The sequence below is a fragment of the Saccharospirillum sp. genome, assembly GCF_040881935.1.
Lineage (GTDB): Bacteria > Pseudomonadota > Gammaproteobacteria > Pseudomonadales > Natronospirillaceae > Saccharospirillum.
The window spans coordinates 22,018-46,484 of the sequence record NZ_JBBECH010000078.1 but is presented as its reverse complement, the minus strand read 5'-3'; the positions used below and the strand labels follow the sequence as shown (position 1 = coordinate 46,484).

At 55.7% G+C, this 24,467-nt stretch carries 26 protein-coding genes; 16 read left to right on the top strand and 10 right to left on the bottom strand.

Annotation, left to right across the window (positions count from 1 at the left end):
* Positions 1–8: 8 nt before the first annotated feature.
* The 3 genes from WEB54_RS14515 to WEB54_RS14505 all read left to right on the top strand — a co-directional run bounded on the left by WEB54_RS14515 (position 9) and on the right by WEB54_RS14505 (position 2,457).
* Entirely contained in the window at positions 9–1,037 is a 1,029-nt protein-coding gene (locus WEB54_RS14515) for a Fe(3+) ABC transporter substrate-binding protein (protein WP_368056476.1), read from the top strand.
* Positions 1,038–1,227: 190 nt separating this feature from the next.
* The gene (locus WEB54_RS14510; RefSeq protein WP_368056384.1) at positions 1,228–1,656 is read left to right on the top strand and encodes a GNAT family N-acetyltransferase; all 429 of its coding nucleotides are present in this window, start codon (positions 1,228–1,230) and stop codon (positions 1,654–1,656) included.
* A 186-nt stretch (positions 1,657–1,842) separates the two neighbouring features.
* Complete coding sequence (locus tag WEB54_RS14505) at positions 1,843–2,457, top strand: LysE family translocator (RefSeq protein WP_368056386.1); 615 nt, start codon at positions 1,843–1,845, stop codon at positions 2,455–2,457.
* Positions 2,458–2,520: 63 nt separating this feature from the next.
* On the opposite strand, the gene WEB54_RS14500 is transcribed toward WEB54_RS14505, so the two are convergent.
* Positions 2,521–3,366: an MBL fold metallo-hydrolase gene (locus tag WEB54_RS14500; RefSeq protein WP_368056388.1), complete on the bottom strand. Its 846-nt coding sequence runs from the start codon at positions 3,364–3,366 to the stop codon at positions 2,521–2,523.
* A gap of 773 nt (positions 3,367–4,139) precedes the next feature.
* Between WEB54_RS14500 and WEB54_RS14495 the strand changes: the two genes are divergently transcribed.
* Entirely contained in the window at positions 4,140–4,421 is a 282-nt protein-coding gene (locus tag WEB54_RS14495) for an HlyU family transcriptional regulator (protein WP_368056390.1), read from the top strand.
* 38 nt (positions 4,422–4,459) lie between these two features.
* Here WEB54_RS14495 and hslO read toward each other — a convergent pair whose 3' ends face one another.
* Together hslO and hslR are read right to left on the bottom strand one after the other, a co-directional pair.
* Complete coding sequence (gene hslO, locus WEB54_RS14490) at positions 4,460–5,332, bottom strand: Hsp33 family molecular chaperone HslO (RefSeq protein ID WP_368056392.1); 873 nt, start codon at positions 5,330–5,332, stop codon at positions 4,460–4,462.
* 39 nt (positions 5,333–5,371) lie between these two features.
* A complete protein-coding gene (gene hslR, locus WEB54_RS14485) occupies positions 5,372–5,764 on the bottom strand; it encodes a ribosome-associated heat shock protein Hsp15 (RefSeq protein ID WP_368056394.1) in 393 nt (130 codons plus the stop codon).
* A 495-nt stretch (positions 5,765–6,259) separates the two neighbouring features.
* Here hslR and WEB54_RS14480 point away from each other — a divergent pair, with 495 nt between their 5' ends.
* A complete protein-coding gene (locus WEB54_RS14480; RefSeq protein WP_368056396.1) occupies positions 6,260–7,063 on the top strand; it encodes a 3'(2'),5'-bisphosphate nucleotidase CysQ in 804 nt (267 codons plus the stop codon).
* Here WEB54_RS14480 and WEB54_RS14475 read toward each other — a convergent pair.
* Positions 7,040–8,197, bottom strand: a complete 1,158-nt coding sequence (locus WEB54_RS14475) for an imelysin family protein (protein WP_368056474.1) — start codon at positions 8,195–8,197, stop codon at positions 7,040–7,042. The genes WEB54_RS14480 and WEB54_RS14475 overlap by 24 nt on opposite strands.
* A gap of 3 nt (positions 8,198–8,200) precedes the next feature.
* Entirely contained in the window at positions 8,201–8,857 is a 657-nt protein-coding gene (locus WEB54_RS14470) for an HAD family hydrolase (protein WP_368056400.1), read from the bottom strand.
* A 382-nt stretch (positions 8,858–9,239) separates the two neighbouring features.
* Here WEB54_RS14470 and WEB54_RS14465 point away from each other — a divergent pair, with 382 nt between their 5' ends.
* Complete coding sequence (locus WEB54_RS14465; protein WP_368056402.1) at positions 9,240–9,731, top strand: RNA pyrophosphohydrolase; 492 nt, start codon at positions 9,240–9,242, stop codon at positions 9,729–9,731.
* A 1-nt stretch (position 9,732) separates the two neighbouring features.
* Positions 9,733–12,003 carry a phosphoenolpyruvate--protein phosphotransferase gene (gene ptsP / locus WEB54_RS14460; RefSeq protein WP_368056404.1) on the top strand — a complete coding sequence of 757 codons (2,271 nt, stop codon included), beginning with the start codon at positions 9,733–9,735 and terminating at the stop codon, positions 12,001–12,003.
* Between the two features lie 19 nt (positions 12,004–12,022).
* On the opposite strand, the gene WEB54_RS14455 is transcribed toward ptsP, so the two are convergent.
* Together WEB54_RS14455 and typA are read right to left on the bottom strand one after the other, a co-directional pair.
* On the bottom strand, positions 12,023–14,485 hold the full coding sequence (locus WEB54_RS14455; protein ID WP_368056406.1) for an ATP-binding protein: 2,463 nt from the start codon (positions 14,483–14,485) through the stop codon (positions 12,023–12,025).
* A gap of 119 nt (positions 14,486–14,604) precedes the next feature.
* A complete protein-coding gene (typA, locus tag WEB54_RS14450) occupies positions 14,605–16,422 on the bottom strand; it encodes a translational GTPase TypA (RefSeq protein WP_368056407.1) in 1,818 nt (605 codons plus the stop codon).
* 169 nt (positions 16,423–16,591) lie between these two features.
* On the opposite strand from typA, the gene WEB54_RS14445 reads away from it, so the two are divergent.
* The 5 genes from WEB54_RS14445 (at position 16,592) to WEB54_RS14425 (ending at position 19,414) form a co-directional block, all read left to right on the top strand.
* Positions 16,592–17,296: a glutathione S-transferase N-terminal domain-containing protein gene (locus WEB54_RS14445; protein ID WP_368056472.1), complete on the top strand. Its 705-nt coding sequence runs from the start codon at positions 16,592–16,594 to the stop codon at positions 17,294–17,296.
* A 207-nt stretch (positions 17,297–17,503) separates the two neighbouring features.
* The gene (locus tag WEB54_RS14440; protein WP_368056470.1) at positions 17,504–18,124 is read left to right on the top strand and encodes a class I SAM-dependent methyltransferase; all 621 of its coding nucleotides are present in this window, start codon (positions 17,504–17,506) and stop codon (positions 18,122–18,124) included.
* 182 nt (positions 18,125–18,306) lie between these two features.
* The gene (locus WEB54_RS14435; protein WP_368056468.1) at positions 18,307–18,681 is read left to right on the top strand and encodes a DUF3703 domain-containing protein; all 375 of its coding nucleotides are present in this window, start codon (positions 18,307–18,309) and stop codon (positions 18,679–18,681) included.
* Positions 18,653–18,883, top strand: a complete 231-nt coding sequence (locus WEB54_RS14430; RefSeq protein WP_368056500.1) for a GrpB family protein — start codon at positions 18,653–18,655, stop codon at positions 18,881–18,883. The genes WEB54_RS14435 and WEB54_RS14430 overlap by 29 nt, the downstream gene beginning before the upstream one ends.
* Positions 18,884–18,973: 90 nt before the next feature.
* Entirely contained in the window at positions 18,974–19,414 is a 441-nt protein-coding gene (locus WEB54_RS14425) for a GNAT family N-acetyltransferase (protein WP_368056413.1), read from the top strand.
* A gap of 426 nt (positions 19,415–19,840) precedes the next feature.
* Here WEB54_RS14425 and WEB54_RS14420 read toward each other — a convergent pair whose 3' ends face one another.
* Both WEB54_RS14420 and WEB54_RS14415 read right to left on the bottom strand, forming a co-directional pair.
* Positions 19,841–20,233, bottom strand: coding sequence for a DUF4112 domain-containing protein (locus WEB54_RS14420; protein WP_368056415.1), 393 nt, complete (start codon positions 20,231–20,233; stop codon positions 19,841–19,843).
* Positions 20,234–20,242: 9 nt separating this feature from the next.
* Positions 20,243–20,434, bottom strand: a complete 192-nt coding sequence (locus WEB54_RS14415; RefSeq protein WP_368056417.1) for a YqaE/Pmp3 family membrane protein — start codon at positions 20,432–20,434, stop codon at positions 20,243–20,245.
* Between the two features lie 419 nt (positions 20,435–20,853).
* Between WEB54_RS14415 and WEB54_RS14410 the strand changes: the two genes are divergently transcribed.
* The 4 genes from WEB54_RS14410 to WEB54_RS14395 all read left to right on the top strand — a co-directional run bounded on the left by WEB54_RS14410 (position 20,854) and on the right by WEB54_RS14395 (position 23,396).
* Complete coding sequence (locus WEB54_RS14410; protein ID WP_368056447.1) at positions 20,854–20,925, top strand: hypothetical protein; 72 nt, start codon at positions 20,854–20,856, stop codon at positions 20,923–20,925.
* A gap of 73 nt (positions 20,926–20,998) precedes the next feature.
* The gene (locus tag WEB54_RS14405; RefSeq protein ID WP_368056420.1) at positions 20,999–21,631 is read left to right on the top strand and encodes a YdeI family protein; all 633 of its coding nucleotides are present in this window, start codon (positions 20,999–21,001) and stop codon (positions 21,629–21,631) included.
* A gap of 346 nt (positions 21,632–21,977) precedes the next feature.
* Positions 21,978–22,388 carry a GFA family protein gene (locus WEB54_RS14400; RefSeq protein WP_368056422.1) on the top strand — a complete coding sequence of 137 codons (411 nt, stop codon included), beginning with the start codon at positions 21,978–21,980 and terminating at the stop codon, positions 22,386–22,388.
* A gap of 174 nt (positions 22,389–22,562) precedes the next feature.
* The gene (locus tag WEB54_RS14395; protein WP_368056424.1) at positions 22,563–23,396 is read left to right on the top strand and encodes a PhzF family phenazine biosynthesis protein; all 834 of its coding nucleotides are present in this window, start codon (positions 22,563–22,565) and stop codon (positions 23,394–23,396) included.
* Positions 23,397–23,508: 112 nt separating this feature from the next.
* Here the strand turns inward: WEB54_RS14395 and WEB54_RS14390 are convergent, their stop codons facing one another.
* Entirely contained in the window at positions 23,509–24,399 is an 891-nt protein-coding gene (locus WEB54_RS14390) for an NAD-dependent epimerase/dehydratase family protein (protein ID WP_368056465.1), read from the bottom strand.
* Between the last annotated feature and the right edge of the window lie 68 nt (positions 24,400–24,467).

Below are 24,467 nucleotides of genomic sequence, written 5' to 3'. Positions count from 1 at the left end.
AGCATGAAATGAGTAATGTTGTTGTAGCAAAACGAATTCTGGTGGCCGCCGTGGCGGGTGCCGTCCTGGGCAGTAGCGCCCTTGCAGAGGAAGTGAATGTGTACTCTGCCCGTCATTACGACTCGGATGAGGCTCTGTACAGCGCATTTACAGAGAAAACCGGTATTGAAGTCAATGTGATCGAAGGCGACTCCGATCAGTTGATTGAGCGCATCAAACGCGAAGGTGTGGCAAGCCCGGCCGACGTGATGATGACGGTAGACGCCGGTCGCCTCTGGCGCGCCGAGCAGGAAGGCATCTTCCAGAGTGTTGACTCCGATGTGCTGGAAGACCGGCTGCCAGAAGCCATGCAGCACCCCGAGGGTCTGTGGTTCGGTTTCAGCCAGCGCGCGCGCGCCATCTACTACAACCGCGAGACGGTCAACCCTGCTGACATTGCATCCTATGAAGACCTTGCCGAGTCTCGCTGGGAAGGTGAAGTTTGCATTCGTTCTTCGAGCAACATCTACAACCAGTCACTGCTGGCCTCTCTGGTTGAGCACCATGGCGAAGAAGCAGCCGAGGAATGGGCTCAGGGCATTGTGGACAACATGGCCCGTCAGCCCCAGGGTGGCGACACGGATCAGATTCTTGGCGTAGCCGCTGGCGAGTGTGACGTCGCAATCGCGAACCATTACTACTATGTTCGTTTGCTCAAATCAGATGACGTGTCAGACCGCGAACAGGCACGGCGTGTCGGAATCATCTTCCCGAATCAGGACGGTCGCGGTACTCACGTGAACGTCGGCGGGGCCGGTGTTGTTGCGACTGCGCCGAACCGTGACAATGCGGTGCGCTTGCTCGAATTCCTGGCGTCCGATGCGGCACAGGAAATTTTCGCACAGGGCAACAACGAGTTCCCGGTGGTTGAGTCCGTCAAGCGTGATCCGGTGCTGGAATCTTTTGGCAACTTTAATCGCGACGATGTGAACATCAGCGCTCTGGGCGAGAATAACCCTACGGCCGTGCGTATTTTTGACCGCGTCGGCTGGCGCTGAAATACCGTCTGACGACTGACTGCTAGTGCCAGGCTCCGGTCTGGCCTGTACTAAAACTCCCGTTTAACTCCTTTATCAAAGGAGCGTAAACGGGAGTTTTTTTATGGATGGTGAAACCGGACCTTACTGCTAGACTGGCCACTACCCTCTCTGGCCAGTTAAGGAAGCCCTGTGTGGGCAGGAGTGACCAATGATCCGACACGCCACCAATACCGACTTTTATGAACTGGCCGAGCTGTACCACGATGCCAGCCTGATCGCCCATCCCTTCATCGACCCGGACTATATCGCCCGTGACATGCGACACCTGCGCGAGCACCGGCTACCACTGGAGCAGGCATTTTTGTGGGAGCGACACGGAGATATAGCCGGCTACATTGCTTTGGAAGGTACGCGAATCAACGGCTTGTTCATCAAGGTGGATCATCAGCGCCAGGGTATTGGCCGCCAGCTGGTCGAACATGTGAAGCAGTTGCACGATGAGTTGCGGGTTAAGGTCTTTCAGGAGAACTATCAGGCGCAGCGTTTTTATTTTGCGATGGGGTTCGAAATTGTTCCGGAAACGGAGGCTCCGACAGACGGGCCAAACGCACAATACTGCATGCGCTGGCCCGTTTAACCCCATTATTAACCCGGTATCCGGTGCGCGTCAGGTTGCTCGGGGTGAGGGGTGACAGCTCGAAGACACTGGCTGTTCAAGCGGATGACTTTGCCCCTGGCATTGGTTAGTCTGACAGGGTATCAGCGACCGGGTCGCTGTAATCCGAATTCCGATGATCAAATCAACACTTTGTAGAGGTGAACTGTGACCTGGACGACCTGGTTGGCGGTGGTGAGTATTTGTATGTTGGGCGCCATGTCGCCGGGCCCGTCGCTCGCTGTAGTGCTAAAGCAAACCCTGGCGGGTGGGCGCCGCAATGGCGTCGTTGTTGCGCTTACGCACGGTATGGGCATCGGGCTCTACGCCCTGCTGAGTATTTTTGGGCTGGCTGCGCTGATCACCGCCTCACCTTTGGCCTTCACCGCCTTGCAGTGGGGCGGGGCTCTCTATTTGGCCTGGCTGGGTGTAAAGGGGCTGCGCGCCCGGGCCAACTCCAACGCCGAATTGCCAGACGTACCCACGACCGCCAGCGCCGCCCGGGATGGTTTTCTGGTGGTATTTCTGAACCCCAAAGTAGCGGTGTTTTTTATCGCCTTGTTCAGTCAGGTAGTCGGTGCCGATACCTCGGTGCTGGCCAAACTGGGCTATGCCGCCACCGCCATGATGATCGATGGCGGCTGGTATCTGGTGGTGGCCTGGCTGTTTTCCACACCCACCTGGCTTGCGCGGCTGAAGCGCTATTCGGTGTGGTTCGAGCGGATTTTCGGAGTCATTCTCGTCACTCTGGCGGGTCGGCTGGTGGTGTCGATTCTTAATTGATCCGTCTTTTCCTGAAGCAAGCAATCGGGTCAGGCTTGGCTGACCCGATAGTCAAATAGCCGTTCAGATAACCACGGCTTCGTCGGCCAGAGTGAACCGCCCTTTCTCATCTTTAACCACCCGGCCCGAAGCAATGTTCGGGTCGTGGGTAAAGAACAACCGTCCGTTTCGTTGGGCCAAGTCAGACAGCAAGCGGCGTTTTTCATCGATCAGAGCCTCCGGAAAACGGTCATAACCCATGGTAATCGGCAGGTGCACCCAGGCTTTGCCGGGTATTAGATCGGCCGCAAACACCAGCGGGCCGTCATCGGTCTGAATCTCCGTCAATAGCATGCCCGGGGTATGGCCATCGCTGAAGTGAAAGCGATAGGCATCACCCAGTCGTTTCGAGCGGGTTCCGTTAATGCGCTCAAGCCGACCCGAGGCCTCAAGCAAAGCAGGTAACTCGGGAATAAACGAAGCTTTGTCGCGCGGGTGCGGCTGTATGGCCCGTTGCCAGGCTTGCTCCCCGACGATGAACCAGGCGTTGCTGAATACCAGCTGCGGTGACCGGCCTTCCTGCCAGGCACTGAGCAGGCCACCGGCGTGATCGAAATGCAGGTGGGAGAGCACAACGATGTTGATGTCATCGGGCCCCAGGTCTATGTCGGCCAGAGCCTCAAGCAAACAATGGCGCTCTTCCTGAACCCCGTAACGACTGCGCAGATCCGGCGGAAAGAAAGCCCCCACACCCGTTTCAAACAAAATGTTCCGGCCAGCCTCCTGAACCAGAAGGCAACGGCAGTTGAGGTCAATGCGGTTTTGGTCATCGCTGGGTAACCAGCGCTCCCACAGTGCCTTGGGCGCATTGCCAAACATGGCGCCACCGTCCAGCTTCTGGGAGTTTCCGAGCAGGGCATGCAGTTTCATTCAAGTCTCCTGTGGAAAGCATGGGATTACCTTAGGCTTTCACCAGGGTACTGCACAGGCCAGGGGCAACGGAGACACCCGAATGAAATGTCACGTCGGCGTTACGAGCAAAGCAATGGACGTGTTGCAAGCCTGAAGGTAGGCCAGCGAGTGAGGTTCAACAGCGAGGCAAAATAGCCAGACACAGCAAAATCGCCCGGATGGGGCGACTCGATCAGTACAGAGAATCGATGCGGATAAAGCGCGTTATAAACACGTGATTAGCTAAACAGCTAAGCTGGCCCTGTTGTTGTTTTTAGAAGGCCCTAAATAAAAACTGTGCCCTTGTTATTGTTTTTGGGCAGGCACGTATCGTTCTTATCTCACCCTGTTTTTGTTTTTGTTTGTGGGTGTCTTTATCGTTGTGCGTATAAGATTGCAGTCTGCGTGCCAGTTTTAAAAAATTCATATAAAACAATGACTTAAAAATAATAGATCAAAAATTGACCAGAAGGTATCCATTGTGAGATCGCTTTACACGGAACTGACGTGTGTATAGGTAACACTTGGAAAGTGTCAGTAACACTTTTAGAATCCCGTTCGAGCTTAACACCCGACTCAGTAACTTAACTTTACAGTTGGTGCAGTGTATTTGACGCCCTGGTAACAATAAGACGGTACAATCCTGGCTTTCGGAGGCTGGGTCTACTATTTTTTCAAGAGTCCGTGCACAGGTGGCTGAATTCAGTCGTCATAACAAAAAAGCATGACTGCCGTAGCAGTAAGGATGAACGATGTTTGGATGGTTAAAGAAAGCGATGGCCGGTGGCCCGGCGAGCCCGCGCGAAGTGAAGGGTGAGACAATTGAGTACAAGGGGTACCAGGTGACGCCTACCCCTATTCCCGAGGGTGGTCAGTATCGGGTGAGCGGCATTATTGTGAAGCCGGGTGAACCGGAGCAGCGACATACCTTTATTCGATCTGACCTAGTGGCCGGTGAAGACGAAGCCTGCAACTTTACCCTGGTAAAGGCCCGGTTGATGATCGACCAGTTGGGTGACCGGATCTTTGATTAAAGATTGGCAGCCCTGGTGTTGATGCCGGGGCTGAATATTCAGTTCAACTGTTGCTTATAGGACTCGAATAACTCGGTAACGTCCTCTGGCCCAAACTGATAGTGCTGGTGACAAAACTGACAGTCACTGCGAATTTTCCCCTGCTCGGCCAACACAACCTGAGCTTCCTCTTCACCCAGCATCAGAATGGCGTTGGCACAGCGTTCGCGGGTGCAGGTACACTCAAATTCGAGTGATCGAGCCTCGTAAACCCGGACCTTTTCTTCGTGAAACAGACGCTGCAATACCGTGGTGTTGTCGAGCGTCAGCATCTCTTCCGGAGTCAGCGTTTCGGCCAGATGAACCACCCGGTTCCAGGCATCGTCATCCACCTCAAGACTGCCCTCGCTGGCCGAGTGCGGCATGGCTTGCAACAGCAGACCGGTCGCGATCTGCGGGTCGGCAAAGAGCCAGACCCGGGTGCGAATCTGTTCCGATTGACGGAAGTAGTCTTCCAGCGCATGGCTCAAGCTATGATCACCATCGTTGATCGACACAATGCCCTGGTAGCGCTTACCGTTTTTGGGTTCAATGGTGATCGCTAACTGGCCGTTACCGAGTAACGCCTGATCGGCGCTGAAATCATCGTTATATTGAGCAATGGCGCGCAGGGCTCTGTTGTCGCGGCATTCGGCCATTAACATACGCACCTGGCCAGCGCCCCGAACCTGCAGGCTCAACGTGCCATCGAATTTCAGCGTGTCACTGAGCAACGCCACCGCCGCCATGAACTCACCCAGCAGCAGACGCACCGGTTCGGGGTAATTGTGTTTGGCCAGCACCTCCTGGTAACTGCGCTGTAACCCGGTGATTTCACCCCGGATATGGGTGTTGTCGAACAAAAAGCGTTGGGTCTGGTCGGGGTTGCTCATGCAGGCCTCGTTATGGGCCAGGGCGATTGATACGGGGCCCTAGGCGTTAAAGGAATCTTTCATTTTGCGGATATCGCGCCGGTCTTTCTTGCTCGGCTTGTGATCGGGCGCGGCCTGACCGGCATTCTGTGCCTTGCGCTGCGCCGCCATGGCCAGTCGTTTCTCGACCGACTCTTCGGTTTCCCGGTACAGCAGCTGCGCCTCCGGTGCGCCCCGGCGCTTATCACTGAGGGCGAGTACTTCGACGATTTTTTCGTCGAAGCCGAGACGCATACGTAGCATGGCGCCGACTTCAACATTGCGGCTCGGTTTGGCGCGGGCACCGTCGTAATGCACCTTGCCGCCTTCAATGGCGTCTTTCGCCAGGCCCCGCGTCTTGAAAAAACGCGCGGCCCAAAGCCATTTGTCGAGACGTACGGCGGTATCAGTCATAACCTCTCTCAGTATCGTTTCATGCCAAGTAATCGCAAATAACTCTAGTTTCAGAGATTGGGTTGGCTAAGTGGCATTGGTCCGCGCCGGATACCGGGAATGCCCCTGTGGGGTCGGCGTAGATCCGTCCTTGGAGCCTAGGCCGCAGCATCCCTGCTGCGGACTTCCCCACAGGGGCACCCCCGGCATCCACCGCTTGTCATCCCAGCAAACTCCATATCTTGAGTTATGTAAGTAAACCTCATACCGAGTGCGGGGTAGTGGGTCAGCCTGTCCAGGGTAGTCCGCAACATGGATGTTGCGGTCTAGGCCCCAGGGAAGGGTTTACGCCGACCCTGGACAGGCTGACCCACTGCCTTGCACGAATATCTGGCACCCAATTAAACCGGGCAGCCTTTAATAAGGGTGGAGCCACCGAGTTACAAGGGGCCGACCAGGTTCATGGTAGACTGAGCGGTGTTGAATTCAAAACCGTTATCGCGACGAGGGCACTCCATGACACCTACGCCAGACCTGTCGGATCAGCAGATTGGCGCTTTGTTTCAACTGATGAAACAAGCCGGAGACGACATTCTGGCCGTTTATAACGACCAGTCCCTCTGGCAGACGGATCATAAAGCGGACGCTTCGCCGGTGACGGCGGCAGACCTGGCGGCATCGCGTCGGCTGGTGGCGGGGTTGCCCGCCATTATTGAGTGCCCGGTGCTGTCGGAAGAAGCCCTGGTGCCTTATGAACAACGGCATGGCTGGCAGGACTACTGGCTGGTGGACCCGATGGATGGCACCCGCGAATTTCTACACCAAAGCGATGAGTTTGTGATCAATGTTGCTTTGATGCACGAGCATCAGCCCGTATTCGGCATGCTGTTTCAGCCGGTAACCGGTATTGGGTGGTGGGGTGGCCGTGGTGTTCAGGCGCAGCAGGGCAAGCCTGGCGAATCCACAATGATAACCGCCGATACGGTGACCGAACGCGTGCGGGTGCTGGGCAGTCGGCGCTCCGCCTGGCAAGGCCAATGGCGCGACCGGTTAGAGGCTGCGGGTTATGAGGTGGAAACCCGTTCTGTTGGCAGCGCCCTCAAATTCATGATGCTCGCCAATGGCAGCGCGCATTGTTATCCCCGGCTGGGCCCAACCAGCGAGTGGGATACCGCCGCTCCCCAGGCCATATTGACAGCCGCAGGTGGTAGCCTGGTGCAGTGGAACGGCGCGCCGCTGGCCTATGGCAAAACGTCTACTCTTAACCCCGAATTTGTCGCCGTGTCCGACCCGGCGTTATTGCGGATCTTGTGTCGCTAATGAAGCCCGTAACAGGCTGATTTGGTCCGCCAGCCCGGTAACGGCCGCCACGGCCTGTTGCCAGGTTTCCGCATCCGGGTCTCCGGCCGGGACGTTTTCCGGTAAGGCGTCCAGAGCTTGCAGTACAACGGCCAGCTGGTCGCCCAGTGTCTCACCGGTGACCGGGCCACCACGGCGCTCAAGCCAGGAGGCCAATGCACTGACGCCGTCATCCGGGCTGACGAGCAGCGTTTCGAGCCCCTTCAACCTGGCTTGCAGATGGCGCTTGCCCTGGCCTGCGACCAGACTGGGGTGATGCCAGTCTGGCTCCTGCGGGGCGTCGGCGACAAACGTTAAATCGAACAAGTCGCGGCGAATCTGATGCTCCAGACTGGTCAGCACAATGCGCTGCTGAGCGGGCTCAGGCAAACCGGTAAAACCAACCTGACCCGCCCAGCGCAGGCGCGCTTGCTCCAGTTGTTGCAGCAGATGATCAGTCGCCAGCGTCAGATACTGATGTCGGCGGGTGATGGTCAGATCCTCATCTTCGCCGGAGGTCAGCCAATAAGTATCCCGGTCGGTTTGCCAGAGCAGGGTTTCGATCACGGGAAACCCCAGTGCGGGCGATTCCAGATCCATCAGCTGATGCTGCTCAAACAGGTTATCCAGGGTTAAAACCATGCCCGTTTCGTGCACCAGGCCGCTGTAGGGGTATTCGGGCAGGGCGTCGATGTACCCCGGCAGAAAAGGACGCACATTGATCAGCCGGCGCGAGCGATCCAGTGCTTCCTGGGCGGCCGGGTTAAACGCGACCTGATGAAACAGCGAAAAGGCTTGCCAGTTTTCATAGCACGCATGCCAGGCCGAGTGGGCATCACCCTGCAGCCCGGGTTCGGGGTTATCGAGGAATGCCTGTACGGAGGTACCGAGTGGCTGACAGGCTGTTTGCATCGCCTGGCCAGCTGCGTCTGCCTGGGCCTGAAAAGCCCGGGCGACAGCGGCGAACTGAACACCGGGCTCGGTAACCTCAGCATCCGCCGGGCTGCTGTGAGCGGAATCTTCAGTCTGGTTGTCCGGCTCATTCGAGGAAGAGCAGCCGAGCAAAACCAACATAAAAAGCGCGATCAGTGCATGGGCGGGAGTTGCATGGCGCATGGGTTAATCCCTCAGGCTAATGATGGGCCAGTTCTGGCGCTGTGCTTCGGCTGCCAGTGTGGCATCCGGATCAACCGCGACCGGATGATCGACCAGACGCAACAGCGGCAAATCGTTCAGTGAATCGCTGTAAAACCAGGCACCCTCGAGCGATTCCCGGTGTTCATCGAGCCAGGCCTTTAACCGCACCACCTTGCCTTCCTGATAACTGGGGATGCCTGTGGGCAAGCCGGTGTAACCGCCGTTTGCCATTTCAGTCTCGCAGGCGATCAGATGCGGAATGTTCAGGTACTCGGCAATCGGACCGGTGACGAAACGGTTGGTCGCGGTGATGATCATCAGCGTATCGCCGCGCTCGCGGTGCTGGTTCAACAGGGCCTGAGCTCCGGGGGCAATCATCGGTTTTATGACTGTCGTCATAAAGTGCCGGTGCAGCCTGGCCAGCTCCTCCAGCGGTTTGTTGGCCAGAAACGACAGGGAAAAGCGCAGGTAGCGGTCGATATCGAGCTCGCCCGCCTGATACTGGGCGTAAAAGGTTTCATTGGCCACTTTGACCACGGCGCTGTCGACCAGACCCTGATCGATCAGAAACTGACCCCAGGCGTGGTCTGAATCCCCGGCCAGCAGGGTGTTGTCGAGATCAAAGATAGCGAGGGTCAAGGCAGAGCTCCTGTGTAACCAAACTTCACGCATGGCTCCCTATGCAGGGTAAGCGCGGTGGGTCTCCGGGTTGGGGGATCCGATGGCTGCAAAGAATACGGGCAAGGCCAGCAAGGTACAAGGGAGCCTCTGCACAACCCGCCTGACAGCTCCGGCGCCTGTCTTGAATGTGACCTGTTTGGTGTTTTGAGGCCGATGTGGAACAATGCAGTCAGAACAGACGGACTCTACCTCAGGACTCTACACCGTACTTTTCACCGGTTATTCAGGGAAGGGGGGGGAGGGGACGAGTCGTGCACGCCAGCGGCCAGGCTGCGGCGGTCACCAACATTCATTGATTCGTACCTGGTACGGATCCGGCCACAGGGGGATGCTGGCGATCATGATCGATTCCGATGGCTATCGCCCCAATGTGGGCATCATATTAACCAACTCCCGGGGCCAGGTGCTCTGGGCCCGACGCATCGGGCAGGATGCCTGGCAATTTCCGCAGGGTGGCATTCGTGCCCATGAAACCCCAACCGACGCCCTCTACCGTGAATTACAGGAGGAGGTGGGCCTGCACCCGGACAGCGTTGAGATCCTCGCCTGTACGCGCGGCTGGCTGCACTATCGGTTACCCAAGCGGATGATTCGCTATAACGCCCTGCCGATCTGCATCGGCCAAAAACAGAAATGGTTTCTGCTGCGTATGACCGGGCAGGATCACAGCATCATTCTCAACGACTGCGACGATCCTGAGTTCGACGGCTGGGAGTGGGTATCCTACTGGTATCCGCTGGCCCGGGTGGTCTCGTTTAAACGGGAAGTCTACCGTCAGGCATTGGCGGAACTGGTACCCAGGGTGCACAAGGAGCTCAGACGACGTGGTTGATATGTTGCATTTACTCCGCCAGGTGGTGGAAGAAGTAAACAGCACCCGGGACTTGCAAGCCTCTTTGAGCACCGTAGTCGGCCGCATACGAGCGGGCATGAAGGTTCAGGTCTGCTCGGTTTTCCTCTGGGATGCCCACGTCAACCGCTACGTGCTGATGGCCACCGATGGCCTGAGTGCCGATGCCATCGGCAAAGTGACGCTGACCCAGAATGAAGGCCTGATTGCCCTGGTCGGGAAGCGTGAAGAACCGCTGAATCTCAGTGACGCCACCCGGCATCCCAATTATCACCATGTACCTGGCCTGGGCGAAGAACCGTTCAAGAGTCTGTTGGCTGTGCCCATTATCCACCACCGCAAGGTGCTGGGGGTAATGACGATTCAGCGCTCCGAGGCTGGCCGGTTCGGGGATTCCGAAGAAGCCTTTATGGTGACGCTGTCGGCCCAGTTGGCCGGGGTGATCGCCCATGCCGAAGCCACCGGCGCGCTGTCGGGGCTGAACCTGATGGGCGGCGAACAACTGGATGTTCGGTTTGCCGGCGTGGCCGGGTCGCAGGGTGTCGCCATTGGCAATGCCCATGTGCTGGTGCCGCCGTCCGATCTCAATTCGGTACGTTACCGGCCAGCCCGCGACATCGACGCGGAATTACACCTGTTTGAAAATGCGCTGACCAAAGTCCGTTCAGAACTCACCGCCACCCGCGAGCGATTGCGCAGCGAATTGCGTCCGGAAGAACTGGCGCTGTTCAATGTTTACGTCGGTATTCTGGAAGACCGGGCGTTGGGCGACGCTGTGGTTGAACTGATTAAAAAAGGCGAATGGGCTCAGAGCGCACTCGCCACAGTAATGCGTCGCTACATCGACCATTTTGAAAGCATCGAAGACGATTACCTGCGTGAACGCGCTGCCGATATGCGTGACCTGGGGCGACGCGTGTTGTCGCATTTACAGGCCTCAGTGCCAGAGGTGGCGATACCTGAACACGCGATTCTGGTCGGCGAGGAAATTTCGCCGACGGTGTTCGGCGACCTGGCCGCCGGGCGTATTGCGGCCATCGTCTGTACCACTGGCTCAGCCAACTCGCACGTGGCGATCCTGGCCCGTGCCCTGGCGATCCCGACCATTATGGGTGTGCAGGAATTGCCCTGGCAGGGCTTGCAGGGTGAGGAACTGGTGGTCGATGGCTACCGTGGCCATGTGTACTACCGCTTGTCGGCGGAAAAGCGCCAGTATTTTGAAACCATCTGCGAGGAAGAGGCCGAGCGCGAAGCAGACCTCGAAAGCCTGACCGACGAAGCCAGTGAAACCATCAACGGTGTCACCATCAGCCTGATGGTCAACACCGGTCTGCAAACCGATGTGGTGCGTTCGCAAAACAAGGGCGCCGATGGCGTTGGACTGTTTCGCACCGAAGTGCCGTTTATGATGCGTGACCGCTTTCCGTCTGAAGAAGAGCAAGCCACCATCTACCGCGCGCAACTGGAAGCATTCGCACCCCTGCCGGTGACTATGCGCATGCTGGATGTCGGCGGCGATAAAAGCCTCGATTATTTCCCGATCGTTGAAGACAACCCCTTTCTGGGCTGGCGTGGTATCCGCGTGATGCTCGACCACCCGGAACTGTTCATGGTGCAGATCCGCGCCATGCTGCGTGCCAGCCTGGGGCTGAATAACCTGAAAGTCATGCTGCCAATGGTAACCAGCGTCAGCGAAGTGGAAGAAGCTTTGGCGATCATCCACCGGGCGGTGCTGGAGTTGAACGAAGAGGGCGTAGAGGTCACCTTGCCGGAAGTTGGGGTTATGGTTGAGGTACCGTCCGCCGTGTATCTGGTTAAGGAATTTGCCACCCAGATCGACTTTATTTCGGTGGGTTCCAACGACCTGACCCAATACTTACTGGCGGTTGATCGCAATAACCCGCGCGTCGCTAACATCTACGACTCCCTGCATCCGGCTGTGCTCAAGGCACTGAAAATGGTGATCGATGCTGCCAATGAAAGCGGAATTCCGGTCAGCCTCTGTGGCGAATTGGCGGGTGACCCGCTGGGAGCGGTAACTCTGGTGGGCCTCGGGTATCGGCATTTGTCGATGAGCAGCTCCAACTTGCTGCGGGTTAAATCTGTATTGCGTCAGATCGACAGCGATTGGGCGCATACCATCGCCTCCGGCCTGCTGCATCTGGATGACCCCAAGGTAGTGCGTTCAACGCTGCGCCTGGCATTGCGCAAAGCCGGCATTTCACTCACCGACATCGGCATCTTGCCATCCTGACAGCGTCCTGCGCCCGGTCTCAGTCGTTGGCGAGCAGCCATTTACTCAACGTCAGTTCCAGCGAGCGGCGGCGCAACGGTTTGGTTAGATAATCATCCATACCGGCGGCCAGCGCTTTTTCCTGTTGTTCCATCATCGCGTGGGCGCTGAGCCCGATGATCGGAATGCTCCGGATCCGGTCGTTGTCGGAATGGCGGATGGCGTGAGTGGCGGCGTAACCGTCCATCACCGGCATTTCGCAATCCATCAGAACCAGGTCGACACGTGTCGGTAATAGGCCGCGCTCTGTAACATCCCCGTTGATGGCGTTCGTCAATTCATTCTCTGGCACATTGTTTTCCAGATAGTCGAGCGCCTGTTGGCCGTTACTGGTTACCGTTACGGTTAATCCCAGCCGTCTCAACATGCCTTCAGCGACGCGTTGATTGATGTGGTTATCTTCCACCAACAACAGATGGGACTGGGGAAAGGTGGGTGACTGAAGGCCAGGTTCTTCGTCAGGTTGGCCAGACGGGCTCGGCAACCGGTTTTCACCCAGGTTCAGCAGGCTGCGCGGCAGTGACAACGGCTTTTCCATCAACCGTTTAAATTGATGACGGGTGAGGGTTTGCCAGTCCGGCGACGCCATGCGACTGGCGATGAGGGCCAGCAGGGCCTTTGGCTGAGCGCCTGCCAAGGTCGGGCCGAGCATCAGCCCGGTGTCGTGATCCACGGTGGCATCCACCAGAATGGCATTGAACTGTTGCTGATCACAGAGCGCCAGGGCTTCAACCCCGCTGGACGCACAGGTGAGCGTCAGCGCCGTGGCATCGGTGTGGTGACTGAACAGGCGTTGCAGTGTCAGATTGCTGGTGATCAGCAGAGCGTTGCCGCTGAGACCATTGCACTCAGTCGCTGAAAATGGCCCTTTCGGATTAGGGGTCGCGTCGATGGTATTAATCGGTATCTCAAACCAGAACGTCGATCCTTTGCCGGGCTCGCTTTCCACCCCGATTTCGCCCTGCATCAGTTCGACCAGCCGCTTGCAAATAGCCAGCCCAAGACCAGTGCCGCCACGCTCCCGGTGGGTGCTTTTGTGAGCCTGGAAGAAGGCATCGAACAATACGGTCAGTTTATCCGGCTCAATCCCGAGCCCGGTGTCGCTAACGGCCACACCCAGCCGCTGCCGATCGGGGTGCCATTGTAGATGCACCACAATGTCACCGTCGTCGGTAAATTTAAAGGCGTTACCCAGCAAATTCAGCAGCAATTGCTGCATACGAATGGGGTCACCGACAATGGTGTCGGGGGTGCCAGGCTCGATGTCTGCGATCAGCAACAGCCCTTTTTCTTCAGAGGGTTTGATAAACAGTGCCAGGGTTTCTTCAACCAGTTCCGGCAGATTAAAGCGGATGGATTCCAGTTCCAGGTGCCCTGCTTCGATTTTCGACAAATCCAGAATGTCGTTAATGATGGTGGTTAGGGTATGTCCGGAATTGAGAATGGTGGTCAGGTAATCGCGTTGGCGCTGATCCAGGCGGGTGTCCTGTAACAGCTCCGCCATGCCAATAATGCCGTTCATCGGCGTTCGTATTTCATGGCTCATATTGGCCAGAAACTGGTTCTTGTGATCAGTGCTGATTTGCAGGGCTTCGAGGGTTTCTTCGAGCTCATGGGTGCGCGCCTGGATTTTCTGTTCCAGGCTGCTCTGGTGCTGGTGAATGCGTTGCGATTTTTCCGCCAGCTGCACCTGCAACTGATTTAGGGTGTCGCACAGCGTCGCTATTTCATCGCGCTCACGGCCGATCCAGTCTGGAATCAGGCGGGCACGAAAGACATCGTCTTCAGGCTCGATGGCCGCCAATACGCGCTCAACCACCGTCAGTCGACGAGCGACCAGCCGGTGCACCGACCAGGCGGTTACCGCAACGACGAGCACGCATAGAAAAATCGCACTGGTCAGGGTAAATACAAAATTCAGCGAGCTCTGGCTCAGTATGAGCCGTACATTGGAGTAAACCGTTACGGTGCCAACCGGGTAAAGGCTCTCTCCAGTGTCGAAGTCGACGGATTCGGTAAATTGCAGGGCTTTCTGCAGCAACCTGCCCTGGCTGGCAATGACGATATCGGGGTATCCCGGATCCAGCTCTGAGGTGGGAAGGTAACCCGAGGGGTCAGGCAGATGCCCGCGAATCTGGTTCAGCGCCGGGTCTTCAGACTCGATCAGTACGCCTTCAATCAACGGGTGGGCGATCAGTAAGTCGGCGGTTGCCGTCAGTTGGACCGGGTCGAAACTCCACAGGGCATTGGCCAGTACATCGCGCGAGCCAAAGAGGGCAAAGCCAATTTGTTGCACACCGGATTCTTCTTCAAGGGAGTATTCGAGGCTGAGCTGCAGGGCGGTGGTAAGGCTGACGAGTGCAATAAAGATGCCTGCTATCCATACGAGCAGACGGCGCGATAGTGAAAGCGGGTGCCGGTTAGGCAAGGAAGGTGTGCTCAATGTCGCTCTTCCGCTAAGCTTTTAGGCAGTGTAGCTCAGTTTCGGGAGAAACGTCACCGCTCCAGAAAGCGCCTGTGGCACGATCTGGAGCGGTGGTTTAGCGAATGATAACGCTGTTTTTACTTGGGGCCGCGACCGGCGCGCTTGCGCTCGTTTTCGGTCAGCAGTTTCTTGCGGATACGAATTGACAGCGGTGTGACTTCGACCAGTTCATCGTCTTCAATGAACTCGAGCGCCTGTTCCAGGGTCTGATGGATCGGCGGCGACAGCGTCAGCGCTTCATCGGTACCGGCGGCACGAATGTTGGTCAGCTGCTTGGCCTTGGTCGGGTTGACCACCAGGTCGCTGTCGCGCGAATGGATGCCAATGACCTGGCCTTCGTAGATCTCCACACCGTGACCGAGGAACAGACGACCACGACTCTGTAAAGTAAACAGGCTGTATGCCAGGGTTTTGCCCTTGGCCATGCTGACCAGCACACCATTCGGGCGACCGGACATGTCACCGCCCTTGACCGGGCCGTAGTGATCGAAAATGCTGGTCATGATGCCGGAGCCGGACGTAAGCGTCAGGAATTGGCCACGAAAGCCGATCAACCCACGCGAAGGCACCATGAATTCGAGTTTCAGGCGGCCCTGACCATCGTTTTCCATGTTGGTCATCTCGGCCTTGCGCAGACCCAGTTCTTCCATCACGCCGCCCTGGTGCTGTTCTTCCAGATCGATTACGACTTGCTCGTACGGCTCCTGAATTTCACCGTCGACCAGGCGCTGAATCACTTCCGGGCGGGATACTGCCAGCTCGAAGCCTTCGCGACGCATGTTCTCGATCAGAACCGAGAGGTGCAATTCACCACGGCCGGATACCTTGAACTTGTCCGGGGTGTCACCCTGTTCAACCCGCAGCGCCACGTTGTGAATCAGTTCCTGTTCGAGGCGGTCTTTCAAGTTGCGCGAGGTAATGTACTTGCCTTCACGACCGGCGAACGGCGAATCGTTAACCAGGAAGTTCATGCTCACCGTCGGTTCATCGACCGTCAGCGCAGGCAGGGCTTCCGGGTGGTTCGGGTCGCACAGGGTGTCGGAAATGTTCAGGCCTTCGATACCGGTGACACAGACGATGTCACCAGCTTCGGCTTCAGGCACTTCAATCCGCTCCAAACCGTGGTAACCCATGACTTGCAGAATACGGCCCTTTTTCTGGCTGCCGTCTTTGCCGACCACGATAACCTGTTCGTTGGTCCGCAGGCGGCCACGCTTGATGCGGCCGACACCGATGACGCCGACGTAGCTGTTGTAGTCCAGCGCGGAAATTTGCATTTGCAACGGGCCATCACGCTCGACTTCCGGCGGCTGCACCTGGCTGACGATCATCTCGAACAGCGGCGTCATGTCTTCGGCCATGTTCTCGGGGTCGTCACCGGCGACGCCGTTCAGAGCCGAGGCGTAAATGACCGGGAAGTCGAGTTGCTTGTCGGTGGCGCCGAGGCGGTCGAACAGGTCAAAGACCTGATCCATTACCCAGTCTGGCCGGGCGCCGGGGCGGTCGACCTTATTGATCACGACAATGGGGTGCAAGCCCTGCTCAAAGGCCTTGGAGGTCACAAAACGCGTTTGCGGCATCGGGCCGTCAACCGCATCGACCAGCAACAGTACGGAATCTACCATCGACAGTACCCGCTCAACCTCGCCACCGAAGTCGGCGTGTCCCGGGGTGTCCACGATGTTAATGTGGTAATCCTGCCAGTTGATGGCGGTGTTTTTGGCCAAAATCGTAATACCGCGCTCACGCTCCTGGTCGTTGGAGTCCATGATGCGTTCTGTGCCCTGGTCTTTACGGCCCAGAGTGCCGGATTGTCGAAGCAGTTTGTCGACCAGCGTGGTTTTACCATGGTCAACGTGGGCAATAATGGCGATATTACGAAGTTTCTCGATCACAAGCAGGGTGTCCGGCTTTAAATTAGGGCGCGCATTATACCTGTTAAAGCTGAATAAAAAAGAGTCAACTCAGTTACAGAGGGTGACTGGGTTAAAAAGCCGTTGATTTACCTATTTTAAGCGCCAAAACAGGGCAAAATATCCCTTTTAGGGTAACTGGAGTCCGACCATGATTACGCTGTATTACTGGACGACCCCGAACGGTCACAAAATCACACTCTGCCTCGAAGAAATGGGGCTTCCTTACGACGTTATTCCGGTCAACATCGGCAAAGGCGACCAGTTTGAGGCTGAATTTCTGCAATTATCGCCGAACAACAAGATCCCGGCGATTGTCGATACCGAACCTGAAGACGGCGGTGAGCCGATCTCGGTGTTCGAGTCCGGTGCCATTCTGGCCTACCTGGCCGAGAAAACCGGCCAGTTCTATGGTGAGACCTGGCGCCAGCGACTGGACGTCATGCAGTGGCTGTACTGGCAAATGGGTGGTCTGGGCCCAATGGCCGGGCAGAACCATCATTTCAACGTTTATGCGCCCGAGCCAGTGCCCTATGCGATTGACCGCTATGTGAAAGAAACCGCCCGGCTCTACGCAGTGATGGACCGGCGTTTGGCTGACCGGCCATTCCTGGCAGGCGACTATTCAATCGCCGATATGGCCAGCTACCCCTGGGTGGTTTCGCACGAGCGCCAGAAACAGGACCTGAACGACTTCCCCAACGTCAAGCGCTGGCATGCCGCGATCAGTGAACGCCCGGCGACGAAGCGCGCCTATGCCGTGGCTGACCAGATAAAAGAGGCCAAACAGGGCTTTACCGACGACGAGAAGAAAATACTGTTTGGTCAGGATGCCTCAACCATTCCCCGACGCTAACGACCGGGTTTGCCTGTATGAGAAAGTCCGACCGGTTATTTCAGATGACCAGCCTGATACTCTGACACTTGAGTGGCAGGAGCCTAGGGGGGAGTCAAAAGCCATAAGCAGAGCTTTATTGGCTCTGCGCATTTCAGGACTTCTGGCCCATAGCGCTTTCTGCTAACTGGCATAACCTGAAGCATCACCTGCTTACAGGAGGCAAGGATGAACACCACAGCCAAGTTCTGGGACAAACTGGCACCGCGCTATGCGGCGATGCCGATTGCGGATGAAGCTGGTTATCAGAAGAAACTTGAGATAACGCGCCAGTATCTGCAACCTAACAGCGAGGTACTTGAGCTCGGTTGCGGCACCGGCTCGACCGCAGTGCTGCATGCGCCCAATGTGAAGCACTACCTGGCGGTGGACTGCTCGTCTGGCATGCTCGATCTGGCACGCACCAAAGCAAAGGATGCCGGGGTTGGCAACCTTGATTTCGAGCAAGCAACGGTCGATGAATTCCGCTCACCTGAGATTCGATTCGATGCAGTACTGGCGCTCAGTCTGCTGCATTTGTTGGAAGACAAAGAAGCCGTAATCTCGCGGATACACGGCTTTCTGAAACCCGGTGGTGTTTTCATTTCCAGTACGGCGTGTCTGGGTGACCGCATGGCGTATATCAAATACATCGCGCCTGTTGCACGGTTTTTTGGCAAGATGCCACTGGTAAAGGTGTTTACCGTAGCCGAGCTGGAATACAGCATGGTCGAGGCTGGTTTTGCTATTGAATACCAATGGCAGCCTGATGCTAAAAAAGCGGTGTTTATGGTGGCCAGGAAACGTTAAGTGATAGAGTGAGCGGTACTAACAATGATGGCACCGCCACTTCACACCGCTAGTTAATACCGAACTATTTGGATCATGTGCAAGATTCAAAAAGAATAGGTTGTTAGTCTGCTCCGACGCCTCTTAACGCCTAGAGGTCAGTGACGTATAGTTGGGCGTAATACCCCTACAAGGAGGTTTGCATGCCACTTGTTTTTTCACAACGAATAGCCTCCATTGTTGAGGCCGAGCTGGCTAATGCCGAGCGGGCAAGGTCACTGAGTGATACTCAGCTTGAATTTGCCCACCTGGAACGGGCGCATGTGCTAGGGCAGGAATCAACGTATTGGCACGTTAAGGTTCATATGTTGATGCTGGTATGGGCTATTCGTAATCGATCAATCCGAGAACTGCTAGGTCAGATTTTTCGGATTGTTGGTGCTGCGACTAAAACAGCATTTGGATTGGTGCCACCAGGCAATACCGGTGGTGCCAATGTCAGCCCGTTCAAGAAAATGCCAATTGAACCGGAGCTGGCTACTGTGATTCATAAGGCCAAGTCCGATTTGGCCAGCTGAATGTCGCGTTATTGAAGAAATACTTCGAAGAACCCTGGGAAGCCGGGCGCTGAGAATTGATCATATAGGGTCTACCGCAGTCCCCGGTCTGCCAGCAAAGGACATCATTGATGTTCAGGTTACTGCAGGTGACTTGTCTGATGCCGGTTTAGTGAGCGTTTGGATGAGATACAAAGCTGGAAGGAGAACCACCGTTCGATAAAATCCAATTGACCACTGGCTGTTGTCGAAAGAAGTACGCACTGTTCTCCGGAACGTCGCGTAGCCAATCGTTAAACATGAGATAGCCACAGTGGAAATTCGGCAAGTACAGCTAGCGGAACTGGATGGCATACTACACCTGCTTGATCAATATAATCGACCCCGATCACCAAGACCCACAGATGTTGAAGTGCGAACCGCCTACTCATCCATACTTCAGTCTGGTGGGTGTGTTGTAGGAGCGTTTGAAGAAATTAGTCTGGTGGGAACCTGCACCGTAAACGTTTGTGCCAATCTGAGTTGGTCTTGTCGGCCTTACGCGATTATAGAAAATGTCATCGTTGTTAAGAGCTACAGGAATCAGGGGGTTGGAAAGGCAATCTTGCAATACGCAAAAGCATTTGCGCAACGAGCTGATTGTTATAAGGTTTCACTTATGACCGGCTCAAAAGATCCGGCTACGCATAAGTTCTACGAGTCTTCAGGCTTCACCCCGAGCAAGTATGGGTTCCAGGTAAGGTTCAATGCCTAAAAAATGCAAGTCGAAGCGATAGCTTGTCGTTCCGACGTTCGCTTCCACTAGAAGGTCGCGCTAGCTTGCGGATGGCAGCGTTGGCAATATCGGTGAAACTGGCTATTGGTTTGTGCAACGTTGGGCGAGATCGTGACCGCGTGCGTGCAAAGCGGTCTCAGTCTGCAGCATATTAAAGAACACCCTCATTTGAATCGCGAGGTAGACTACGCCATGTACGAGAACTAGACTGCTCAGACTCCACTGTGTTACACGCTGGTCGCGCAAGCGGTTTGAAATCGGTGACTGAGCCTAGGCGTTAGTGATTGGTGGGAATTATTGGTTTTTGGGCACACCGGCTGGTTCGAAAAAAGGCGACAAAAAGGTCGCCAAAAAGTGCTATGAGGTTGCACTGAAACAGCGCTCGGATTACTACCGGCCGGATTGTTACTCTTCAACGTCGATAATAGCAGCCTTGGGTTGATCATCAACGTGCGCCAGGATGATGCGTACGTTTTTGCTATTTGCTTTGAATCCGATATCAAATATGTCCCCTGCCAGGGGGATGAGGCCGATAAGCCAGTCTACAAAAATATTCCACACCATCCGCATGCGCTTATGCCACGGAACGCCAGCTCGCTTGGCAAAACTGTAGATATACCCTGAAACTGAGATGGATAATGTATCCCCAATCACTGGAATTAACCCAATTATAGAATCAACACCGAAACGAATACTGGTTCCAGGAATGGTAAAAGCCTTGTCCATCAGGTTGGACAGTTGTTGCAGTTTTGCCAGCTCCTCTCGACTTAAGGGTTCAGAGTACTCGTCGGTATTCATGTTTGGCTTTCATCGTGAAGCGATGACGTAAACGGCGTGAATGATACCTGGTATAAACCCGAGCAATGTCAGAATGATATTGATCCAGAAATGCTTGCCAAACCCAACCTCGAGAAATACACCGAGGGGCGGCAATATTACTGCCAATATGATTTTGAGCAAGTCACCCAGCAAGCTGTCTTTTGTACGAGTTAAAGGCATTTCATTTCCCCCAGGGTGGAGCGATATAGATTTATTCTACCAATGCATGAAATTCGACCTGCATAGTGCTCAAGCTCGCATCCATGGGTATCTAATTCAATTCATAATCGTTCGTCAGGAGCCGTATCGTCTGTACGCTACCGAACTGATGGTGCGTTCGTTTATCCGGAACCATGGACCTGGGTGCTCGGATAGGCCTCCGGAGCCATGCGCATTCCTCTGCCTAGCCGGGTATCAGGTGATCGCCGGTTCGGTAAGACCGCCAAGACGAGCGGCATGTCAGAGTTCACATCGCTGAAAGGGTTTACCTGGACCCACCTCGCTTTTCCAATCGCGGGGTTCAGCCTGCATGTAGAGGTGCGTCCGGAACGTTTGGGAATATCGATCCGGAGTTGCTTATGGAAGCGGCTACCTGATGGATTCAGACTCACAAGTTGGACCATTTCGAGAAAGCCGCTAAGATCAGGGTAATGGTGGAAGCCGGGCTTTAAGAGGGTCTTTGCCTTGCGGGGTAGTATTCCTGACCAAACGGATTACCTGGCCCTACATCTGGAGTGAGAGATTATGAACTCAAAGAACCCGGCCGTTGACGAGTATCTGGACGAAGGTTGTGGCCGCTGCGACAAGGTGGGTACGCTTGACTGCAAGGTTAATACCTGGCGGGATGGGTTGGTCGAACTGCGCAAGGTGGTTCTGGCAACGCCTTTGATTGAAGACCGTAAATGGGGTTCGCCCTGTTACACCTACAACGGCCAGAACGTCGTGATGATTGGCGCGTTCAAGACCAACTATGTGCTGAGTTTTATGAAAGGCGCCTTGTTGAAGGATGAACACAAGCTGTTGGTCGCGCCCGGTGAAAATACTCAATCCGGCCGGGTAATCCGCTTTACCGATGCTGCGCGGGTGGTAGATTTAGCTCCGGTGCTAAAAAACTATATTCTGGAAGCCATCGACGTTGAGAAGGCGGGCCTTCGTGTCGACTTCAAGACCGCGGATGACTACCCTCTTCCGTATGAATTGCAGCAGGCCATGGATGTCGACTCGGCCCTGAAAGATGCTTTTTTCGCACTGACGCCCGGTCGCCAACGCAGCTATATTATTCATATTGATGGGGCCAAGCAGGCAAAGACACGTGAGGCGCGGGTTGAGAAGTGCCGCGACAAAATTTTCGATGGCAAAGGTTTTAACGAGTATTAAGGCAATAGCCCTTGCGTCCGCGGTCAGCGGCCAATTTTCCGCCGCCCGAGATCAGAACCATGACTCGCAGCCGTCCCGAGGGTGTCGAACTGCCAGACGACGTACCCAACCCGAAAACCACACCCTTTCCTTTTACGCGAGGCTTTTTGGCGCCTGGGCAGCCATGCGGTTTCGATCGCCAAAGGTGGGCTATGTTGCAGGGTTTCTTGAAAAGCAGTATCGCTGGAAAACAATCAGAATAGTCAGTTAAGGTGGATGATCACGTTTAACTCGTCTCCTCCAGCCAGGCATCGCTTAAACCCTAACCTGGGCTAAACTGAGAAGTCGTTTATCGAGGGCTAATGAAATGACGCTTACCGGAGGGTGCCTGTGCCAGGCTGTTCGTTACCGTATTGTGGCCGAGACTAATGGTGCCGGCTATTGTCATTGTCGGCTGTGCCAGCGCTCAACCGGTGCACCTGTTGTAGCCTGGGCCACGTTCCCGCGTGCTGCGTTTGAATATACCCGGGGCGCACCAGGCGTTTATGCCTCCAGCGATCAGGGGCAGCGGGAGCATTGTACCGAGTGCGGTACTCAATTGGTGTTCCGGCACGCTCTGGAACCGGAGACGCTGGATGTCACCTTGGCTTCACTGGATGATCGCACGACGATTCAGCCGCAGTATCACATTTGGGTGGCCAGCAAGGTCGACTGGTTGCAGATAAACGATGACCTTCCCCAATACCCGGGTGCAGGGCCGGACCGCCCGGATACTTGATAAATTCTCTGCATTCGTGGCAACCGGAGGAGGTCGGCAGTGGATCGGATTTTTCGGTTAAATGGGGCTCCAGAATGTGAAGAACATACAGTAGGTAGATGTTTGTGAGATTAAGCGAACTCTCTACATCATAGGGCGTTCCAGTTTCGATTCTAACTAGAAGGGAAAATTTTAATGCCCTGTTTTAAGTTCTCGCAGGTTAACGTCTTTTCAGCCGATCCGTTTCTTGGCAACCCACTCGCCGTGGTGCATGCGGCAGACGATCTCAGCACTGACCAGATGGCGGCTATTGCACGGTGGACGAATCTGTCTGAGACCGTATTTTTAATAACACCAACAAACCCGGCTGCAGATTATGCCGTACGCATATTTTCGCCCCAGGTTGAATTACCATTTGCCGGGCATCCGACGCTGGGCTCCTGCCATGCCTGGCTTGCGGCGGGCGGGACGCCCAAAAACGCAGACCGAGTGGTGCAGCAGTGTGAGGTAGGCCTGGTTAACATCCGCAAGGATGGCGCACAGCTTGAGTTTGCGGCGCCTGCGCTGATGCGAACGGGCCCGCTCGAAGACGAGGTCCTGAGTCAAATTATGGCAGCGCTTAGTCTGGTGCCATCGGACATTGCCCATCACCAATGGGTGGATAACGGACCAGGCTGGTGCGCGATCATGTTGCACTCAGCCCGAGATGTCCTGGCGCTCGAACCCGAGTGGGCGGCGTTGGCCCCGCTTAATCTTGGCGTTATCGGCTTGCATGAAGCGGGCGCAGAGGCGACGGTTGAAGTCCGCTCGTTAATCGGTGACGGCGGCTATGAAGACCCGGTAACGGGCAGCCTGAATGCCAGCCTGGCGCAATGGCTGATTCCCACCGGGTTGGTGTCGTCGCCTTATGTCGCAGCCCAGGGCACCCGGCTGGAGCGCGCAGGGCGGGTTACGTTGCGCGAGCAAGCAGGCGATGTCTGGGTTGGCGGTGAGGTGGTTGATGTGATCCGCGGCGACATCACCGTTTAAAGACGCTACGGCGGTGGTTGGTTACCACTCAACACTAAGCAGGAGTACCGGGCATATTATGATTTTCTGGCAGCACGGACTTCAACTTTGCTTCAGTGTGCGGCAGCCATCCTCAGCTCTTCAGTACTTCGCGCCATGAATGCCGGGGTGCAAACCCAACCAGACGCTTAGCTTTATTGTTAGCGAAGAAGGTCTCATTCGGTTCCATTTCCCGCTTTTGCGGCACGCCCTGGTAAAAGCGATCGATCACTTCCTGGCTGCTTATGCCGACCGAGAGATCGTCGTTGGCGACGTTAAAGACTTCATAACCCAGGCCGTCGGTTTTCAGGCAGCAGTCGACCATATGGCCGAGGTCGCGCGCGTCGATGTAGGCGAAAATGTTGCGGCGACGCAGTGCCGGGTTGTCCATAAAGGCCGGAAAATTCGTGGCATACTCGTGCGGTTCAATCACGTTGTTGATGCGCAAGCCGTATATATCGAAACCGCTACGAGCCTGAAAGGAACGGGCGGTAGCTTCGTTGACCACCTTAGACATGGCATAGCTGTCCTGGGGAACAGTCGGGTGGTCTTCATCGATGGGAATGTACTCGGGTTTCATTTCGCCATCGGCAAAGCAAATGCCGTAGGTGGTTTCCGAAGAAGCAAAAATAACCTTGCGAATGCCGAGTTTGGTGGCCGCATCCAGCACGTTGTAAGTGCTCATGGTATTGATGCGGAAGGTTTCATTGTCTGGCCGCAACAGAATGCAGGGAATGGCCGCAAAGTGCACCACGGCGTCGTAGGCCGGTACTCCGGTGCCTGGCTCGAGCTCATCAAAACCGGCGTAGGCATGCAGGGCATTGAACACCTGGCCTGCATCGGTTAAATCAACCTGCAGTGAATCAACCCCGGGCATGTTCAGCGGCACCAAGTCAGCATTGGTCACGCGGTGACCCTGTTCAATCAAGTGGGCGATTGCGTGGCGACCAGCCTTGCCACTGCCGCCAGTGAATAAAATTCGCATGAGTCCGATCCTGAAAAGCAGAGTGAATCGCAGAGGATAGCCGGGCAACAGGGCATTGGCCACCGTCG

Coding starts and splice junctions, on each gene's coding strand:
- WEB54_RS14390 (WP_368056465.1), bottom strand. CDS start 24,399: ATGCGAATTTTATTCACTGGCGGCAGTGGCAAGGCTGGTCGCCACGCA.
- WEB54_RS14445 (WP_368056472.1), top strand. CDS start 16,592: ATGATTACGCTGTATTACTGGACGACCCCGAACGGTCACAAAATCACA.
- WEB54_RS14415 (WP_368056417.1), bottom strand. CDS start 20,434: ATGCCTTTAACTCGTACAAAAGACAGCTTGCTGGGTGACTTGCTCAAA.
- ptsP (WP_368056404.1), top strand. CDS start 9,733: ATGTTGCATTTACTCCGCCAGGTGGTGGAAGAAGTAAACAGCACCCGG.
- hslO (WP_368056392.1), bottom strand. CDS start 5,332: ATGAGCAACCCCGACCAGACCCAACGCTTTTTGTTCGACAACACCCAT.
- WEB54_RS14465 (WP_368056402.1), top strand. CDS start 9,240: ATGATCGATTCCGATGGCTATCGCCCCAATGTGGGCATCATATTAACC.
- WEB54_RS14440 (WP_368056470.1), top strand. CDS start 17,504: ATGAACACCACAGCCAAGTTCTGGGACAAACTGGCACCGCGCTATGCG.
- WEB54_RS14480 (WP_368056396.1), top strand. CDS start 6,260: ATGACACCTACGCCAGACCTGTCGGATCAGCAGATTGGCGCTTTGTTT.
- hslR (WP_368056394.1), bottom strand. CDS start 5,764: ATGACTGATACCGCCGTACGTCTCGACAAATGGCTTTGGGCCGCGCGT.
- WEB54_RS14510 (WP_368056384.1), top strand. CDS start 1,228: ATGATCCGACACGCCACCAATACCGACTTTTATGAACTGGCCGAGCTG.
- WEB54_RS14495 (WP_368056390.1), top strand. CDS start 4,140: ATGTTTGGATGGTTAAAGAAAGCGATGGCCGGTGGCCCGGCGAGCCCG.
- WEB54_RS14420 (WP_368056415.1), bottom strand. CDS start 20,233: ATGAATACCGACGAGTACTCTGAACCCTTAAGTCGAGAGGAGCTGGCA.
- WEB54_RS14515 (WP_368056476.1), top strand. CDS start 9: ATGAGTAATGTTGTTGTAGCAAAACGAATTCTGGTGGCCGCCGTGGCG.
- WEB54_RS14500 (WP_368056388.1), bottom strand. CDS start 3,366: ATGAAACTGCATGCCCTGCTCGGAAACTCCCAGAAGCTGGACGGTGGC.
- WEB54_RS14405 (WP_368056420.1), top strand. CDS start 20,999: ATGAACTCAAAGAACCCGGCCGTTGACGAGTATCTGGACGAAGGTTGT.
- WEB54_RS14435 (WP_368056468.1), top strand. CDS start 18,307: ATGCCACTTGTTTTTTCACAACGAATAGCCTCCATTGTTGAGGCCGAG.
- WEB54_RS14395 (WP_368056424.1), top strand. CDS start 22,563: ATGCCCTGTTTTAAGTTCTCGCAGGTTAACGTCTTTTCAGCCGATCCG.
- WEB54_RS14475 (WP_368056474.1), bottom strand. CDS start 8,197: ATGCGCCATGCAACTCCCGCCCATGCACTGATCGCGCTTTTTATGTTG.
- WEB54_RS14400 (WP_368056422.1), top strand. CDS start 21,978: ATGACGCTTACCGGAGGGTGCCTGTGCCAGGCTGTTCGTTACCGTATT.